We start from the raw sequence: 17,035 nt of genomic DNA, 5'->3' as shown, positions 1-17,035 counted from the left end.
AGCCAGGCGCGGCAAGCGGGACAACTAGTCCGCCCGGGACGCGCCGATGCGCGTATCGGTGATGCCGGTCGGATCGTCCGGCGTGGCGACATGGTCCGCCGTCTGCACCCTTATCGCGGTCAGATTTTCGAGGAATCGGGAAGCGGCGACCAGGAGCGAGGGCAGCATGAACAGGTCGCCCACCAGCGCCAGCGACAGCGACAGCACGAAGAGCGACCCGAACAGGGCGACCTGGGGCAGTTCGGAGAAGGCGACGATAATGGTGCCGGCGCAAAGGATGACCGTAGTGGCGACAATGGCGCCGCCGATGCGATGGAGGGTGTGGCGCACCGAATCGAGGTGGCTGCGCTGCTCCTCCCGTCGGCCATGCATGTAGTGGGACAGCATGTGGATAGTGTCGTTGACGGCAATGCCGAAGGCGATGGTGAGAGCCATGACCGTGGTCAATTGGAGGCCCGCGCCGGTGGCCCAGAGCCAGGCCTGGGTGCCCAGGATCGGGAACATGTTTGGCACGGCCGAAATCAGCGCCATTCGGACCGATCCGAAGGCAAGGCCGATCAGGAACAGGTTGAGCACCACGCTGGCGGCCAGGGAAATCTGGAGGGAGCGCACGATGTCGTCGGTGGCGAAGGTGGTGAGGACGCGGAAGCCACCCACCTCAGCCCCGGCAATGCCTTCCTCGGCAATGCGCGCTTCAATGCGCGCGACCATGTCCTTGAGCGCCTGGCTCTCGAGAATGGTGGGCATGAAGCCGGTCACCAAAGCCTGGCCACCATCATCGGTGATGAAGCGCTTGCGCATGAATGGGCCGACGGCGTTGAACACCTCTTCGCGGGTGAAGCCGGTCTCGGTGTAATTGGTCAGACTGGCCGCCGAGATGACCTTGTTCTGCCCCAGCTCGGCCTCGACGATCTCGTGCACCTTGCGGATGGTCTCGAAATCCTCGGCGCCGACATTGGGGTCCATCTGCTGGAGCGGGACCTGCACGTAGAGTGGCGCCACGCCACCAACGCCTTCGTCGATGCTCTCGGCGGCCGTCAGCGCGGTGGAATCCTTGGCCATATAGTCTTCGAAGGAAAAGCGCGGCTGGATAAGGAAGAAGGGGATGATCAGCACGATGGTGAGCAGCACGGCCAGCACACTGACCGGGCGGCCGAAGCGCATGGCGAGGCCAAGAGCCGCGGGCAGGGGCGCGTTAAGCGCGAAATTGGGTGCCTTGGGCAGCTTGAAGCCGAGGCGCACGGCCAGCTTGAGCAGCAGCGGCATCACGGTCATCAGGCAGACGAACATGATGACGCAGCCTGCCGCTCCAGCCAGTGCGAATTCCTGAACGCCCTGGCCGGGGGAGACATAGAGTGAGGCAAAGGCGACCAGTGTGGTCAAGGTGGTTAGCGCCGTGGCCGGGCCGACAAGCTTGAGCGTGGTATCGACGGCCTTGTTGGGCTCCATGCCGTCGCGCCAATAGGCCAGCCAATTGAAGATGAAGAACATCGACTCGGCAAAGGCCATGACCAGCACCAGCGTGGTGACGATGATGGTGAGGAAGGAGAACGACCCGAACAGCAGCAATACCGTGCCGATGGACCAGGCAACGGCTACGAAGGGCGTGGCTGCGACGAGGATCGCGCCCCAGAAGGAACGAAGGGCAAAGAGCGCAATGAAAGCGCCGAGACCGAAGCCATAGACGGTGAACTTGATCTGGTCATCGACCGCGGCATTGAGCATTTCAGAGGTCCAGACCGGGGGGCCTGTCAACTCGATGTTGAGGCTCCCGCCCTCGTACCAGGACAAGGTTTCGCGCAGACTGGCGATCATCGCCTTGGCGCCATTGCGGTTTACCAGCTCCTGGTTGGGGAACATGATGAGCACGACGCCGGTCAAGTCCGGAGTAATCAGGTTGCGCATCATGGGGTCGTTCTGCTGCAGGTCCGAGAGGGCCATGGCGACGTCGTCGGCAGTCAGCATGTCCTCGGGCACGGCCGGCACCGAACCGCCGCTGCCATTGGGCTTGCGCAAAGTAAAGGGCGACATGGTGCCCACGGCGTATTCGTTGAGTTCCAAGTCAAAGGCGAGGTTGCGGATGTCCTCGAGCACGTCGGGGTCGACCAGGTTGGGCGAATTGACCAGCACATAGATGTCGTTTTCGAAGGTGCCGAAGGTCTTCGAGAGATTGTCATAGGTGTCGTAATAGTGCCCGGAATGGGCATAGACCCGCAGCAGGTCGCCATCCACATTGGCGCGCGGGACCTGCCAGAAACAGACAATGGTGAAGAGCAGGACCACAATCGACAGGCTGCGCGGATGGCGCAGGGTCAGCAGGCCAAGATACTCAAGACCGAACCCGATTGACCGCCGCGTGGTGAACCAGTCGACAAATCGCGAAGCAACAGAACCCCAAGACACCAGAACCCGACTCCCCCGTTGGGCGGCAATTGTGCGGATTTTTCTACGGGTTTGTGTCGAATGCGTCCAGCTTTGCAAGGATTGGTCGTCGGGAAGGTGTATGCGGGCCCGCAAGGCGGCACGGACCCGCTTATCGTCAGCCGACTAGCACGGCGCGATTGGCGGCGAGAAAATCGGCCACGGCCTGGGGTTTGCGGCCGGAATAGCGCTCCACGGTGTCGGTGACGACGCCATGATACCCGCTGACGGCATCGCGCTGGAACGCCAGGAGGGCCTCGGCAAAGCCCTCGGGAATGCCGGCCGCGACCATGCCGGCCTTCAGAGCCGCAGGGGGAAGAGCGTTGAGGGTCACGGGCTTGCCGGTGATATCGGCGGCAAGGCGCGCGCGCTCCTCATTGGTGACGGGGGCAGGACCGGTGACGTCCTCGATGGAGTTTCCGCTGGCGGTGAGCAGGGCGCCGGCGGCGGCACGAGCGGCGTCGGTGCGGGTAACATAGCTGGTGCCGCGATCCCCGATCAGGCCATAGAGCTGGCCGCTGGCGACGGCCTGGGGCAGGTCCATCAGGTTGTTCTCGGCATACATGTGATTGCGCAGGATGGTGAAGTCGAGGCCCGAGGCGGCAAGAGCGGCTTCGGTCCAGAAGTGTTCTGGATTGAGGCCGGCATCGGCATTGGGGCGGGCGGCGGGTGCCGAGGTATAGACGACGTGGCCGACGCCGGCGGATTTGGCAGCGTTGATTGCGGCGGTCTGCTGGGCGACGCGGCTGCCGATGCCGTCCGTGGAGATGATCAGCAGGCGCTCCACACCGGCAAAGGCAGTCGGCAGGCTGGCGGGGTCGTTGAAGTCGACCTTGCGCACTTCGACGCCCTTTGCGGCGAGATCGGAGAGTTTGGCAGGGTCGCGGGTGCCTGCGATCACCCTTGTGGCGCCGCGGGCCAGCAGGTCTTCGACTGCGATGCGGCCGAGATGGCCAGAGGCGCCGGTGACGAGCAGGGTGGAATTGGTGAAGTCAGTCATGATGCACTCCCAGGTGTCTGGTCAGTCGGTACAGACCTTGCGCCGCATGCGGTTGGGGACTAAGTATCGAAAAGAGAGCTTCTAACTAGTGTGCTTGTGACGCGCTGAAAAGGAGGCACTTTTTCGGCATTAGATTACCTGGAGGTAAGCGCACATGGATGCGGAACGGGATCTGGCTTCGATCTACGTGGAGCGCTGGAACGCGGCCAGCGCCGCCGAGCAGACCGGCATCTGCCCGGTGCGCAATGTGCTCGACAAGATCGGCGACAAATGGAGCATGCTGCTGGTGATGACCCTGGCCTCGGGGCCGAAGCGCTTCAACCAGCTGCACCGGGAGGTTCCGGACATTTCGCAGAAGATGCTGACCCAGACGTTGCGCGACTTGCAACGCGACGGGCTGGTGGCGCGACAGGTGTTCGACACCAAGCCGCCATCGGTGGAATATCGGCTTACCGGGCTGGGCCATTCGCTGATCGTGCCGTTCGGGCACCTGATCGAATGGGCCAATGAGAGCATTCCAAGCATCAGGCGGGCACGGGAGAGTTTTGACGCGCCCGCAATATGACTTGATGTCTGTTCGCGCGGTCAGATCAGGCGGCGCGGCGGACGCACCCTGAGCGAGGGCGTTTCAGGCTTTCGGCGCCGTTCATCAGCCTTGCACTTGCGGATGATGCCGCGTGCCCGACGCAGCACCCCGATGCCGATACCCTCCAGCTTAAGGAGGTCAGGGCCTTCCATCTTGTCGATCTCGCCATGCGTGGTGAGGCCGGCCTGCTGCAACAGCTTGCCGATGCCGTCGAGCGAACGCAGGTCGATGACCGCGATGTTCTGCCATTTGGTGGCGCCACGGAGCCAGGCGCGATAGGTGTCTGCCATCTGCTCCTCTTATTGCAGACATGGCTGGCTGACCATGTTGGAAATGCGCAATTCGCAAACAGATGTTTGCAAAGAAATGTTTGCAATGATAGCCCCCTCCTTATTGGAGGCGCGAAGATGGCCGAACAGCGAAATGTCAGTCGCATAGAACCAGACGCGATGGCGCTGCGGGCGCTGGCACACCCGCTGCGGATGCGGATGCTGGGGATGTTGAGGGTGGATGGCCCGGCAACGGCGACGAGCCTTGCGGCAAGGCTGGGGCTCAATTCGGGGGCGACGAGCTATCACCTCAGACAATTGTCGCGGCATGGCTTTATCGAAGAGGACGAGGCGCGAGGCAATGCGCGGGATCGCTGGTGGCGCGCCATTCATGAGGCGACGACTTTTCACTCCGACCACGGGGATGAAGAGGTACTCGATGCCGCCATCGCTTTTGCTGAGGCCGCTCTGCACGGGCAGATCAGGCAGATGCGCAAGGCATTGGCGCGCCATGGTGGGCTTTCAGCGGAGTGGCGGAAGGCGTCTACCTTGAGCGACATCATCATCCCGCTCACCGCAAGCGATGCCGAGATGCTGATTGAACGGCTCAACCAGGTGATTTCGGACGCCATGGAACATGCGCCCAAGCTCGGTGGCCCGCACGATCCCGGCGTTGAGCCCTTTACCGTTATGCTGCATGCCTTTCCGCATCCACCTGATGGGGACGAGCCATGAGTCGGCATGGGCCGCTCGTGGCCGTGGCCAGCGCTGTTGTGTTCTCGGTGGGCGGCACGCGTCTTTCGGCCATTGCCATTCCCTGGCTGGTGCTGACACTAACCGGCAGCCCGGTGTTGACTGGGTTGGTGGGGTTTGCCGAACTCCTGCCCTATGTACTGGCCAAGGCGCTTGCTGGGCCGCTGATTGACCGGATCGGTGCCAAGCGGATCGCCGTATGGTGTGATGTCCTGTCGACTTTTGCAGTGCTACTTGTGCCGCTGCTGTTCTGGCTCGGCTGGCTCTCGGTTTGGGCTCTGCTGCCCGCCGTGGTATTGATCGGTATCCTGCGTGGCCCATCTGACGTGGCCAAGCAGGCGCTGGTGCCGAATATTGCAACGCTGTCTGAAGCGCCGCTCGAGCGGGTGACCGGCATCATGGGGGCCAGCGACCGACTGGCGGGCACGCTGGGTGCGGCAGCAGGCGCTGCGCTGATCGGCGTAATCGGACCGGGTCCTGCACTGATCGTCAATGCCGTGGCATTTGCGCTTTCAGGGATCATCCTGGCCTTGGGCATGCCGGTCGTCTCGCGCGCTACGGAGACCACATTCGCCGAGAGCGGCGGCTATTTTAGGTCTTTTGGAGCAGGGTGGGGTGTGTTGCGCCGCGATCCCGTTCTGATGAGTCTGGTGATCATGATCGCCTGCACCAATCTCTTCGACCAGGCCTATGCGATCGTGTTGCTGCCTGTGTGGGTCAAGACATCCGGGCTGGATGTGACCTGGGTCGGCATCCTCCTCGCGACCTTCTCCGGCGGCGCCATTGCCGGGGCCGCAATTGCCGCCGCGTTCGGAAGCCGATTGCCACGGCTGACCGTTTACACGGTGGGATTCATATGCGCAGGACCAGTCCCTTACATCCTCCTGGCACTGAGCGCGCCGCTGCCCGTGGTCGTCTGCGTCTTCGTCGTGAGCGGTTTTGCGGCCGGATTTCTCAACCCGATCATCGGCGCCATACTGTTCGAGCGCATACCCGGCCCCATGGTTGGGCGGGTCATCGCTCTGGTGGGCGCGCTGGCATGGACGCTGATGCCGTTTGGCGGGCTGTATGCTGGCGTACTGGTGGAGAACACCAATGTACAGGTCGGCTTGCTTGTGTCGGCGGCGCTCTATTTCATCGCCACGCTGGCGCCGGTCTTCGTGCCAAGCTTCCGGCAGATGAACCGAAAGCCCATTGGTGCCACTGAGGTAACTCATGCCAGATCGGGCAAATCCGAACCTGCCGCCTCGTAGCGCCTCAGCTGAGCCAGCAGCCGAACTCTCCACAGGGCAAAGCCCGCAAAAATTGGCATTCTCGGCTGGAATCGCCTATCTAGGGAGCAACAAGAACCAACGTAGAATCACCCCGTGACAGATACGACCGACAACGGAGCCGGCGCGCTTCCGCCCTCCGACATCGCCCCGATCTATATCACCGACGAGATGCGCAACAGCTATCTCGATTACGCGATGAGCGTGATCGTCAGCCGCGCGCTGCCGGATGTTCGAGACGGGCTGAAGCCTGTACATCGGCGCATCCTGTTCTCGATGAGCGAGAATGGCTACGAATACAACAAGCCGTTTCGCAAGTCGGCGCGTGTCGTCGGCGACGTTATCGGTAAATACCATCCGCATGGCGACAGCGCCGTCTATATGGCGCTGGTGCGAATGGCCCAGACTTTCTCCATGGGCCAGATGCTGGTGGAGGGACAGGGCAATTTCGGCTCGGTCGACGGCGATATGCCGGCCGCCATGCGATATACCGAAGTGCGCATGCAGCGGATCACCAATTCGCTGCTGGACGATCTCGACAAGGACACGGTCGATTTCCGGGACAATTATGACGGCTCCGAGCATGAACCGACGGTTCTTCCGGCGCGATTCCCAAACATGCTGGTCAATGGCGGCGGCGGCATTGCCGTGGGCATGGCCACCAATATTCCGACCCATAACCTCGCCGAGACCATCAATGCAGCGCTGGCCGTGCTGGATAATCCGTCGGTCACCACCGAGGAACTGATCGAGCACCTGCCGGGCCCGGATTTCCCGACGGGCGGCATTATCCTGGGGCGTGCGGGCATCCGCCAGGCCTATGAGACCGGGCGCGGCTCGATCATCGTGCGCGGGCGCTCGACCATCGAGGAAGTGCGCAAGGAACGCGAAGCCATTGTCATCACCGAGATTCCGTATCAGGTGAACAAGGCGTCCATGGTCGAAAAGATTGCCGAACTGGTGCGCGACAAGCGTATCGAGGGCATTGCCGACCTGCGCGACGAATCCAGCCGCGAAGGCATGCGCGTGGTCATCGAGGTTAAGCGCGATGCACTCCCCGATGTGGTGCTGAACCAGCTCTATCGCTTCACGCCGCTGCAATCCTCGTTCGGCTGCAATTTCGTGGCGCTCAATGGCGGCAAGCCGGAGCTGATGAACCTCAAGCAGATCCTGGATTGCTTCATCGCCTTCCGCGAGGAGGTGGTGACGCGGCGTGCCCGGTTCCTGCTCAACAAGGCCCGCGACCGCGCCCATGTGCTGGTCGGCCTGGCCGTGGCCGTGGCCAATATCGATGAAGTCATTGCGCTGATCCGCACCGCGCCCGATCCGGCGACGGCGCGCGAGCAGCTGATGACCCGCCGCTGGCCGGCGGCCGATGTGGCGCCCCTGATCAAGCTGATCGACGATCCGCGCCACAAGATCAATGAGGACGGCACGTTCAACCTCTCCGAAGAACAGGCCCGTGCCATCCTCGAACTGCGCCTGGCGCGCCTGACGGCGCTTGGCCGCGATGAAATCGGCGATGAACTCAACGGGCTGGGCGCCGAGATCGAAGACTATCTCGATATTCTGCGCTCGCGCGATCGCGTGCGGACCATCATCCGCGAGGAACTGGAGGCCGTGCGCGAGCAGTTCGGTTCGCCGCGCCGCACCGAGATCAGCGATCACGCTGCCGATTTCGACGACGAGGATTTGATCGCCCGCGAGGACATGGTCGTGACCGTGAGCCATGCCGGCTATATCAAGCGGGTGCCGCTTTCGACCTATCGGGCGCAGAACCGTGGCGGCAAGGGCCGCTCGGGCATGTCGACGCGCGAGGAAGATTTCGTGGCGCGGCTGTTCGTGGCCAATACGCATACGCCGGTGCTGTTCTTCACCAGCCGCGGCATTGCCTACAAGCTCAAGGTGTGGCGCCTGCCACTGTCGGCGGCCAATGCCAAGGGCAAGGCGCTGATCAATATCCTGCCGCTCGAACAGGGCGAACGGATCACCTCGATCATGCCGCTGCCGGAGGACGAGACCTCCTGGGGTAATCTCGACATCATGTTCGCCACGACGCGGGGCACCGTGCGCCGCAACTCGCTGGCCGACTTTGTCGAAGTGCGCCAGAACGGCAAGATCGCCATGAAGCTCGACGAGGGTGACGAAATCGTCGGGGTGGACACCTGCACGGTCAACAATGACGTGCTGATGACCACGGCACTGGGGCAGGCGATCCGCTTCCGGGCCGACGATGTGCGCCTGTTCAAGGGCCGCGATTCCATGGGCGTGCGCGGCATCCAGCTGGCGAACGGTGACACGGTCATTTCCATGGCCATCATCAACCATTCCGATGCCAATGCTGAGCAGCGTGCGGCTTATCTCAAGATGAGCCGTGCCGTGCGGGGTGAGGCTGAGAACGAGGAGGCCGGGTCCGATGAGGCAGATGTGGTTGCCGGCGAACTGAGCCCGGAATTGTATGCTTCGATGAGCGCGACCGAGCAGTTCATCCTGACCATTTCCGAGAATGGTTATGGCAAGCGGACCTCCAGCCACGAATACCGGATCACCGGGCGTGGCGGCAAAGGCATCGTCGCCATGGCGGTCAACAAGCGCAATGGCAATTTGGTCGCTTCCTTCCCAGTGGAGGACGATGATCAGATCATGCTGATCAGCGATGGTGGCCAGACCATCCGCCTGCCGGTGGGTGGCGACAAGCCGATCCGCATCGTCGGGCGATCCAGCCAGGGCGTTATCGTCTTTGATACCGCGGAGGACGAGAAGGTCGTTTCGGTGGAACACATCAGCGAGCCGGAAGCCGAAGAGGGCGAGTTGCCACCCGAAGCGTCTGCCGACGGCGCGCCGGACACACCGCCCGATGTGGATGGCGAGGGCGGCAGCCCAAGCGAGCCAAGCGGCGAATAGTCAAGAACAGAAGGGGGCGCTTCGGCGCCCCTTGTCATTTCCGGCGGAAGGTGGCTTGCTCCAGCATCAGGAGTCTCCGCCATGTTCGATCCCGGCCTGCTCATTCCCTATCTCGGCGCCTGTTTCCTTCTGGCTATCGTGCCTGGTCCGACAGTGACGGTGATCGTCGCCAATTCGTTGTCGCGCGGCACAGGCGCGGGCCTCGCCATCGTGGCCGGGACGCAGGCAGGGTTTTTGGTGATGACGCTGGTGGTGGCGCTGGGCATGCAGGCGCTGGTGGCCTTCATGGGCGCGGCATTCGACTGGATCAAGCTGATCGGGGCGGCCTATCTGATCTGGCTGGGCTACAGGATGCTGCGCAGTGACGGCAATCTGGGATCGGTGCAGGCCGAGCGCGGCAAATCCAATTGGCGGATGGCGCTGGAAGGATTTTTCGTCATCCTTTCCAACCCCAAGGCACTGGTCTTTCTCGGTGCCTTCCTGCCGCAATTCGTCGACGTCTCCCGGCCGACTTTTCCGCAGGTGATGGTGCTGGGACTGTTCTTCATGCTGGTTGCAGGGGCCTCCGACGCTGTCTATGCGCTGGTGGCCGGGCGGGCGCGCGGATTGCTGAGTACAGCGCGGGTGCGTCTGGTGTCGCGGCTATCAGGAGTGATCCTGATGCTGGGCGGGGTGTGGCTGGCGCTGCAGAAACGGGCCTGAGCCGCTCGCAATGCGGCGTTAGCTAAGCTCACCCCGTTTCTCAAGGAATCAGTCCAATGCCCTCTACCAGAATCGAAACACGCCGAAACTGGCTCGGCGCCAATCGTCGCAACTTCGTCGAAGCGGTGCAGCGCGCCCTTGTTGCCGGCATCCTCATTCCCGAAAAGGATCGCTGCGTCCGGCTGATGGAATATGACGATGAGGCCTTCATCGTGCCGGCAAATGTCGGGCCGCATTACAGCGTGATCGAGATCAGTCTCTTTACCGGCCGGAGCATCGAAGCGAAGCGCCGACTCTATGCCGCGCTGGTGCACGAACTGGCGCCGTTCGGGCTCGAGGCCGGGGACATCAAGGTGATCCTGCACGAAGTGCCCCGGGAGAACTGGGGCCTGAAGGGCGTGCCAGCCAGCGAGCTGGAGCTGGGCTTCAAGGTCGATGTCTAAGCAGGGCTATGACATTGTCGACCTTCGCGATGCCCCCCAGTTCTTCGACACGGTGGCGGACAGGATCTGGCGGGCGTGGTGGGAGCCCGATGGAGAAACGCTGGCGGATGTGGAGGCGGCCCTGCATGCCGTCGCCTCCGCTATCGGCTATCCGTTCACGCTAGTGGCGACGCGCGACGGTCGCTTTCTCGGGACTGTCACCAGTATAGTGGATGACATCGACGCCCGACCGCACCTCGGTCCCTGCCTTGCGGCGCTCTGGGTGGAGCCGGATGCGCGTGGACAGGGGATCGCTGGAGCAATGGCGGAGGCACTGATCTCCCGGCTGGCCGACACGGGTTTCGAGCGCGTCTATCTTTCCGCCAAACCGATCATGCGGGACTACTACCGCGAGCGCGGTTGGACGATGATTGAAAGTGACATCGACAGAGATCATCAGGATGTTTTCGTGCGAACTTTGTCGTCTTCACGATTGGCATTCTAATGCCCCGGTTCGGTCCAGCTGATCCGCTGCGCGCGAGCATCCGCGCTTGCCAAATCGAGAAGGCCCGTGACAAAACCTAAACGATAAAAAGGGGGGCGTCATGTCGCAGCTGGTTGGGTTTTATCCGGGATCTTTCGATCCTTTGACCAATGGGCATCTCGACGTAATTGAACGGGCCTGCAAGCTCGTCGATACGCTGGTGGTGGCGGTGGGGATCAGCGCCACGAAGAAAAATCCGCTCTTCACCCATGCGGATCGCATTGCCATTCTGGAACAGGTACTGCCGGCCATCGGCAAGCGCACCGATACCGAGTTCCGCATCGTCGATTTTTCGGGATTGATGGTGCAGGCGGCGCGCGACAATGGCGCCAGGCTGATCATCCGGGGGCTGCGCGACACCACGGACTATAATTACGAGATGCAGATGGTGGGCATGAACGCGCAGATGGCACCGGACCTGCAAACCGTTTTCCTGCCCTCCAGCCCGCCGGTGCGGCATATCTCGGCCACATTGGTGCGCCAGATCGCTGAAATGGGCGGGGACATCTCCGCCTTCGTCCCGCAAATCGTTCTCAAGGCTCTCCAGTCCAAATGATCAAGATTTCCAGCCGTTTCTTCGCCGCTCTCACGCTGGGCGCCACCTTCCTGGCGCCGCAGGCCTTTGCCCAGTCGGGCACGCCGCACCTGATCCTGACGTTGGAGGACGGCGTTGTGGACATCGAACTGCTTCCCGCCATCGCACCCAAACATGTGGAGCGCATCGTGACGCTGACCGAGGCGGGCGAATATGACGGCGTGGTGTTCCACCGGGTGATCGACGGCTTCATGGCGCAGACCGGCGACATCGCGAATGGCGATTCTGATGATGCGGGCTACAATCTCCAGATGGCCGGAACCGGCGGTTCGGACCTGCCGAACGTGGAAGCCGAGTTCAACTCGGAAAGCTTCGGGCGCGGCGTGCTGGGCGCGGCGCGGTCGCAGGACCCCAATTCGTTCAATTCGCAGTTCTTCATCACCACGGCCGATGCCAGCTTCCTGGATGGTCAGTATACGGTGTTCGGCAAGGTTGTTTCCGGCATGGAAGCGGTCGATGCGCTGGAAAAGGGCCCGCAGGAGATGAATGGTGCGGTGGCCAATCCGGACAAGATCGTTTCGGCGGTAATCGAGTACAAGTAAGACCTAGAGTTCCCGTGCCTCGACATCCACCAGCTGTCAGCCTCGGACTTGATCCGAGGGTGTTGCACCTGGGGAGGTAGCGGCAAGTATACTCCCCTCGGGGCGAGCCCGAGGGTGACGATCCGGGTGGGGAGAGATCGCACCCCAGGATAGGCCAGCCTTGCACCGGGCTGCCAATCGCCTTACACCCCGCCCACGAACTTACTGAAAGAGAGCTCTCATGGCCTATGAAGATCCCGAAAACACCCTCGTCATCGAAACCACCAAGGGCAAGGTCGTCATTGCCATGAAGCCCGAAGTGGCGCCCGGCCATGTCGCGCATATCAAGACGCTGGCCCGCGAAGGCGCCTATGACGGCGTGGTGTTCCATCGCGTGATCGACGGATTCATGGCCCAGACCGGCGACGTCAAGTTCGGCAATTCCAACCTTCCCGACTTCAACCCGTCGCGCGCCGGCACCGGTGGCTCGAAGTATCCCAATATCAAGGCCGAGTTCAACGCAGAGCCGCACAAGCGCGGCACGGCCTCGATGGCGCGCGCCCAGGACCCGAACAGCGCCAACTCGCAGTTTTTCATCTGTTTTGGCGATGCGCCCTTCCTCAACAACCAGTACACTGTGTGGGGACAGGTCATCGAGGGCATGGAGAATGTCGATCAGATCAAGCGTGGCGAACCGGTTGCGGACCCCGACAAGATGGTTTCGGTCAAGGTCGCGGCTGACATCGCCGAGTAAGGCACTGGGGCTGGCGGTCCTGGCCGCCAGCCTCTCGACCGCTCCTGCTGTCGCGACGCAGTGGATGTATTGCACCGACACCGATGCCATAACGGAAGTCGGATTATTGCTGGGGACTGCCGGCGGGTTCGGCGCCATTGGTGCCAATATGCGCCAAGAGACGCGCCATTGGACCACAGACCTCTCCTATGGCGACGGCGCGATCTTCACCATCGGCCAGGGCTTTGCCGATGACCAGGGGATGAAGGTCGATTTCTACGATCAAACGGTCAATAACCCCGTGGCGCAGCTGCGGTTGTCACATGCCGAAGAGGCTGGCGAAGCGGTGTTTGCCGGCACCCTCAGGATTTTCAATTTGGGCGTTTGGGCGGTGTCCTGCAGTGAAGGCTAGATCACGGTTGCTCCTGATAGCCGCCGCAACCTTCGTTACGTCGCCCCTGGCGGTGGCGATGGATACGGTTTCCTGCGTTGATGCAGCGGGCGAAATTACCCTCACCTACACATTGGGACCAGCGCTGGTGCAGCCGGTGCTGAGCGTCGAGATGCAATTGACCGGGGATTTCGGGCTTTCCACCGACCCGGACCACCCCGACCATGACGGGGAATATGTGTCGGCCGGTTTCATCGGCGATGATGTCGAAGGCGGCGATGTGTCCTGGAAGGATGCAGACCGGCGCGAGCATCTGGCCATGAGTTTCCGCATTGGCCGCGTGTCTGAAGCGCGACAGGCGCAGGTTGGCGGCGTGGTCTCTGTCGCTGGCGGCGGCTTGTGGACCATAACCTGCCGGTCGAGCGACCTGGGCATGTAGCCAAGATGGGTTGACGGGGGTCGGTGCAAATTGTGTGGTCTGGCTTTCCCCGGACTTCGAACTGAGTCCGCATCCCACCTCAGGTTGATGATTGTGAAAATGGATAGTCTTCTCTGGGCGCTGATGGGCGTCATCGCCGGCGCCTGCATTGCTGCGCAGGCACCGATCAATGCCAGCCTCGGCCGGGCGCTGGAAGTCCCGGTGGCGGCGGCCGCGGTGTCATTCCTGGCAGGCGGGGTGGTGCTATGGGCGCTGGCGTTCCTATTCAGTCATCTGACCCACACGCCGATAAATTTCGGGGCGCCGGCACCCTGGACCTTTGTGGCCGGAGGGCTGCTGGGAGCTTTCTATGTGTTTTCCAACATCACGCTGACCCCGATCATGGGCGCGGCTGCGGTGATGGCGCTTTCGGTGACTGGTCAGCTCGTGGGCGGGTTGTTCCTCGACAAGGTCGGCTTCATGGGCATGGCGGTGCGGGAAATTTCGGTGGGGCGGATTGCCGGGGCGGTGCTGCTGGTCACCGGCGCCGTGATGATCCGGGTGCTGTAGCAACCTCAGGGCGCTGAACGCCGTTCCCGACGGCGCCAAGCCATGCTAACGAGCCGCCATGCGCGTTACAGAATTCGATTTCGACCTGCCCGAAAACCTGATTGCCCTGCACCCAGCCGAGCCGCGCGACAGCGCGCGCCTATTGGTGGTGCGGCCGGACGAGCCCTTCGCCGACCAGCATATCCCGGACCTCAAGACCCTGTTGCGGCCCGGCGATGTGCTGGTGGTCAATGACACGCGGGTGTTGCCGGCAGAGTTGCGAGGCGTGCGCATTCGGGGCGAATTGCGGGCGAATGTGTCGTTCAATCTGCACAAGCGGGTGGACGCCAGGACTTGGCGCGCCTTTGCGCGGCCGGCCAAGAAACTGGCGCTGCTGGACCGGCTGGAACTGGGCAATGGCGAGGCGGAGTCTCTGGTGGCGCGGGTCGCCGGGAAAGGCGATACGGGCGAGGTGACGCTGGAGTTCGAACTGGGCGGCGCGCAGCTCGACGAGGCGATCAAGTCGCACGGGGCCATGCCGCTGCCGCCCTATATCGGGGCCAAGCGGGCGGTGGAAGAACGAGACAAGGTCGACTATCAGACTGTCTATGCGGCCGAGGACGGCGCGGTAGCAGCGCCGACGGCGGGGCTGCATTTTACCGAGAAGCTCTTGCAGGAGCTCAGCGACATGGATGTCGCCATGGAGCGGGTGACGCTGCATGTGGGGGCGGGCACCTTCCTGCCGATGAAGGTGGACGACACCGAAGACCATGTGATGCATTCGGAATGGGGCGAGATCGACCAGGCAACGGTCGAGCGCATCAATGCGCGCCGGGCAGCCGGGGGCAGGGTGATCGCTGTCGGAACGACCAGCCTCAGGCTGCTGGAAACGGCGTCACGGGCGACCGGCATGCTTCAGCCCTTTGTTGGTGACACGGACATCTTCATCACCCCCGGTTTCCGCTTTCGCACCGTGGATGTGCTGATGACCAATTTTCACCTGCCCAAATCGACCCTATTCATGCTGGTCAGCGCCTTTTCGGGACTGGAGACCATGAAGGCGGCCTATGGACACGCCATTGCCAAAGGCTATCGGTTTTACTCTTACGGGGATTCCTCGCTGCTGCATCGGGCCCGGCATCCCGAGGACGATGGGTGACCAGGCAGGTTGCGCCGATCACACGCTATACGCGGCGCATTGCCTCGGCGCTGCGCCGGGCCGCCGAGGGTGACCAATCGCATCTGACGCTATCGGGGCTGGTGAACTTGCTGGGCCCGCGGGCGCATCGGCTGCTGCTGCTGGTGGTGTCGCTGTTCAACATGATCCCGGGACCGCCGGGCTATGGCGGTACAATTGCTCTTACCACCGGCGCCATTGCCATGGGCATGCTGCTCGGCAGACCTATCCGGCTGCCCGCTTTTATCGGGAAGCGGAAACTGCCGCTCGACCTGATGGTGAAGACGAGCAACCAAGTCGTGAAGGTTGCGGGCATGCTGGCGCGGTTCTCAAAGCCGCGCATGCGCTGGCTGACCGGGGCGGCGGCAAACCTGCCCTATGCGATCCTGGTCATCGTGGTCAGCGTGGTCATGTCGCTGCCCGTGCCCTTCATTAATGCCATCCCCAATGTGGGCCTGTGCATCATTGCCTTTTCGATGCTGAACCGCGATGGGGCGGGCGTGATTGTCGGGGTGGTGGCCACGGCCATCGGGCTGGGCATCGCCGTGGCCATCTTTGTGGGGGCATTCCATCTCGGCATGGCTGCCGTGGGATCGATGACGTGACGGGCCAGTTGCCCGGTCTTGAGGGACCGGCTAGAACCCGCGCCATGAAACAGGTCAACTTCTCCCTCATTGCCACGGATGGCGCGGCCCGGTGCGGCCGCATCGATACGCCGCGCGGCGAGATTAACACCCCCGCCTTCATGCCGGTGGGGACCGCCGGTACGGTCAAGGCGATGTATCCCGAGCAGGTGCGCGAGACGGGCGCTGATATTCTGCTAGGCAATACCTACCACCTGATGCTGCGGCCGGGCGCCGAACGCGTTGCCTCGCTGGGCGGGCTGCACGATTTCATGGACTGGCAGCGGCCGATCCTGACCGATAGCGGCGGCTTCCAGGTGATGTCGCTGGCCAAGTTGCGCAAGCTCACCGAGAAGGGCGTGACTTTCAAGTCGCATATCGATGGCTCCACCCATGAGCTGACGCCGGAGCGCTCCATCGAAATCCAGACCCTGCTCGACAGCGACATCATCATGCAGCTCGACGAGTGCATTGCACTGCCCGCCGAGCGCAAGGAGATGGAGCGGGCGATGGAGCTGTCGATCCGCTGGGCGGATCGCTCGAAGACCGCGTTCAACAACCAGCAGAACCGGGCGCTGTTCGGGATTGTGCAGGGCGGCGACGATGCCGAATTGCGGGCTCGTTCGGCTTCCGGGCTGAAGGATATCGGCTTTGACGGCTATGCCGTGGGTGGCCTGGCCGTCGGCGAGCCGCAGGAGGTGATGTTCCGGGTGCTCTCCGAAATCACGCCGGAATTGCCGACCGAAAGGCCGCGCTACCTGATGGGCGTGGGCAAGCCGGACGATATCCTGGGTGGCATCGAGCGCGGCGTCGACATGTTCGACTGCGTGCATCCGACCCGTGCCGGCCGGCATGGTCATGCCTATACGCGCTTTGGCGTCATCAACCTGAAGAATGCGCGACATAAGGATGATCCGCGTCCGCTGGACGAGGCATCGCCCAACCCCAATTGCCGGCGCTGGAGCCGCGCCTATCTGCACCATCTGGTGCGCACCGAAGAGATTTTGGGCGCCATGGTGCTATCGCAGATTAACCTCGCCTATTATCAAGAGCTGACAGCGGGGACGCGCGCGGCCATCCAGGGCGGGCGCATGAGTGATTTTGCGGCAGAGACGCGCGCGGCATGGGCCGCCGGCGACCTGCCGGTTCTCTAGGG

The 17,035-nt window shown here is 62.6% G+C and carries 19 protein-coding genes; 16 read left to right on the top strand and 3 right to left on the bottom strand.

The genetic code is table 11. From position 1 onward, the window contains the following. Positions 1-24: 24 nt before the first annotated feature. The gene (locus tag ACXYMS_RS12920) at positions 25-2,403 is read right to left on the bottom strand and encodes an efflux RND transporter permease subunit (RefSeq protein ID WP_458906867.1); all 2,379 of its coding nucleotides are present in this window, start codon (positions 2,401-2,403) and stop codon (positions 25-27) included. A gap of 136 nt (positions 2,404-2,539) precedes the next feature. Next, complete coding sequence (locus ACXYMS_RS12915; RefSeq protein WP_458906865.1) at positions 2,540-3,421, bottom strand: SDR family oxidoreductase; 882 nt, start codon at positions 3,419-3,421, stop codon at positions 2,540-2,542. Positions 3,422-3,575: 154 nt separating this feature from the next. Here ACXYMS_RS12915 and ACXYMS_RS12910 point away from each other — a divergent pair, with 154 nt between their 5' ends. Beyond that, entirely contained in the window at positions 3,576-3,986 is a 411-nt protein-coding gene (locus ACXYMS_RS12910; RefSeq protein WP_458906864.1) for a winged helix-turn-helix transcriptional regulator, read from the top strand. Between the two features lie 20 nt (positions 3,987-4,006). Here the strand turns inward: ACXYMS_RS12910 and ACXYMS_RS12905 are convergent, their stop codons facing one another. Then, entirely contained in the window at positions 4,007-4,297 is a 291-nt protein-coding gene (locus ACXYMS_RS12905) for a hypothetical protein (RefSeq protein WP_458906862.1), read from the bottom strand. Between the two features lie 117 nt (positions 4,298-4,414). Between ACXYMS_RS12905 and ACXYMS_RS12900 the strand changes: the two genes are divergently transcribed. The 15 genes from ACXYMS_RS12900 (at position 4,415) to tgt (ending at position 17,033) form a co-directional block, all read left to right on the top strand. Further along, a complete protein-coding gene (locus tag ACXYMS_RS12900; protein WP_458906860.1) occupies positions 4,415-5,011 on the top strand; it encodes a winged helix-turn-helix domain-containing protein in 597 nt (198 codons plus the stop codon). Then, the gene (locus ACXYMS_RS12895; RefSeq protein ID WP_458906858.1) at positions 5,008-6,282 is read left to right on the top strand and encodes an MFS transporter; all 1,275 of its coding nucleotides are present in this window, start codon (positions 5,008-5,010) and stop codon (positions 6,280-6,282) included. Before ACXYMS_RS12900 ends, ACXYMS_RS12895 begins: the two co-directional genes overlap by 4 nt. 114 nt (positions 6,283-6,396) lie before the next feature. Then, complete coding sequence (gene gyrA, locus ACXYMS_RS12890) at positions 6,397-9,204, top strand: DNA gyrase subunit A (protein ID WP_458906856.1); 2,808 nt, start codon at positions 6,397-6,399, stop codon at positions 9,202-9,204. A gap of 81 nt (positions 9,205-9,285) precedes the next feature. Beyond that, entirely contained in the window at positions 9,286-9,906 is a 621-nt protein-coding gene (locus ACXYMS_RS12885) for a LysE family translocator (RefSeq protein ID WP_458906855.1), read from the top strand. Positions 9,907-9,962: 56 nt separating this feature from the next. Beyond that, positions 9,963-10,349 (top strand): tautomerase family protein, encoded by a 387-nt coding sequence (locus ACXYMS_RS12880; RefSeq protein WP_458906853.1) that lies wholly within the window; start codon positions 9,963-9,965, stop codon positions 10,347-10,349. Beyond that, positions 10,342-10,833 (top strand): GNAT family N-acetyltransferase, encoded by a 492-nt coding sequence (locus tag ACXYMS_RS12875; protein WP_458906851.1) that lies wholly within the window; start codon positions 10,342-10,344, stop codon positions 10,831-10,833. The genes ACXYMS_RS12880 and ACXYMS_RS12875 overlap by 8 nt, the downstream gene beginning before the upstream one ends. A gap of 100 nt (positions 10,834-10,933) precedes the next feature. Next, complete coding sequence (coaD, locus tag ACXYMS_RS12870; protein WP_458906849.1) at positions 10,934-11,428, top strand: pantetheine-phosphate adenylyltransferase; 495 nt, start codon at positions 10,934-10,936, stop codon at positions 11,426-11,428. Further along, the gene (locus ACXYMS_RS12865; RefSeq protein ID WP_458906848.1) at positions 11,425-12,009 is read left to right on the top strand and encodes a peptidylprolyl isomerase; all 585 of its coding nucleotides are present in this window, start codon (positions 11,425-11,427) and stop codon (positions 12,007-12,009) included. The genes coaD and ACXYMS_RS12865 overlap by 4 nt, the downstream gene beginning before the upstream one ends. Positions 12,010-12,229: 220 nt before the next feature. Then, on the top strand, positions 12,230-12,742 hold the full coding sequence (locus tag ACXYMS_RS12860) for a peptidylprolyl isomerase (RefSeq protein WP_458906847.1): 513 nt from the start codon (positions 12,230-12,232) through the stop codon (positions 12,740-12,742). Positions 12,743-12,806: 64 nt separating this feature from the next. Continuing rightward, positions 12,807-13,133: a hypothetical protein gene (locus ACXYMS_RS12855; protein WP_458906845.1), complete on the top strand. Its 327-nt coding sequence runs from the start codon at positions 12,807-12,809 to the stop codon at positions 13,131-13,133. 58 nt (positions 13,134-13,191) lie between these two features. Beyond that, positions 13,192-13,551, top strand: a complete 360-nt coding sequence (locus ACXYMS_RS12850; protein WP_458906844.1) for a hypothetical protein — start codon at positions 13,192-13,194, stop codon at positions 13,549-13,551. A gap of 99 nt (positions 13,552-13,650) precedes the next feature. Next, entirely contained in the window at positions 13,651-14,100 is a 450-nt protein-coding gene (locus ACXYMS_RS12845) for a DMT family transporter (protein ID WP_458906842.1), read from the top strand. Positions 14,101-14,158: 58 nt separating this feature from the next. After that, positions 14,159-15,238 carry a tRNA preQ1(34) S-adenosylmethionine ribosyltransferase-isomerase QueA gene (gene queA / locus ACXYMS_RS12840; protein ID WP_458906840.1) on the top strand — a complete coding sequence of 360 codons (1,080 nt, stop codon included), beginning with the start codon at positions 14,159-14,161 and terminating at the stop codon, positions 15,236-15,238. Further along, the gene (locus ACXYMS_RS12835) at positions 15,235-15,861 is read left to right on the top strand and encodes an exopolysaccharide biosynthesis protein (RefSeq protein ID WP_458906839.1); all 627 of its coding nucleotides are present in this window, start codon (positions 15,235-15,237) and stop codon (positions 15,859-15,861) included. Before queA ends, ACXYMS_RS12835 begins: the two co-directional genes overlap by 4 nt. A gap of 44 nt (positions 15,862-15,905) precedes the next feature. Then, positions 15,906-17,033: a tRNA guanosine(34) transglycosylase Tgt gene (gene tgt / locus ACXYMS_RS12830; protein ID WP_458906837.1), complete on the top strand. Its 1,128-nt coding sequence runs from the start codon at positions 15,906-15,908 to the stop codon at positions 17,031-17,033. Positions 17,034-17,035: the final 2 nt, after the last annotated feature.

The organism is Devosia sp. CAU 1758, from assembly GCF_054482695.1.
Note: the sequence above shows the minus strand (reverse complement) of the source record. Positions and strands in the feature narration are given on the sequence as shown.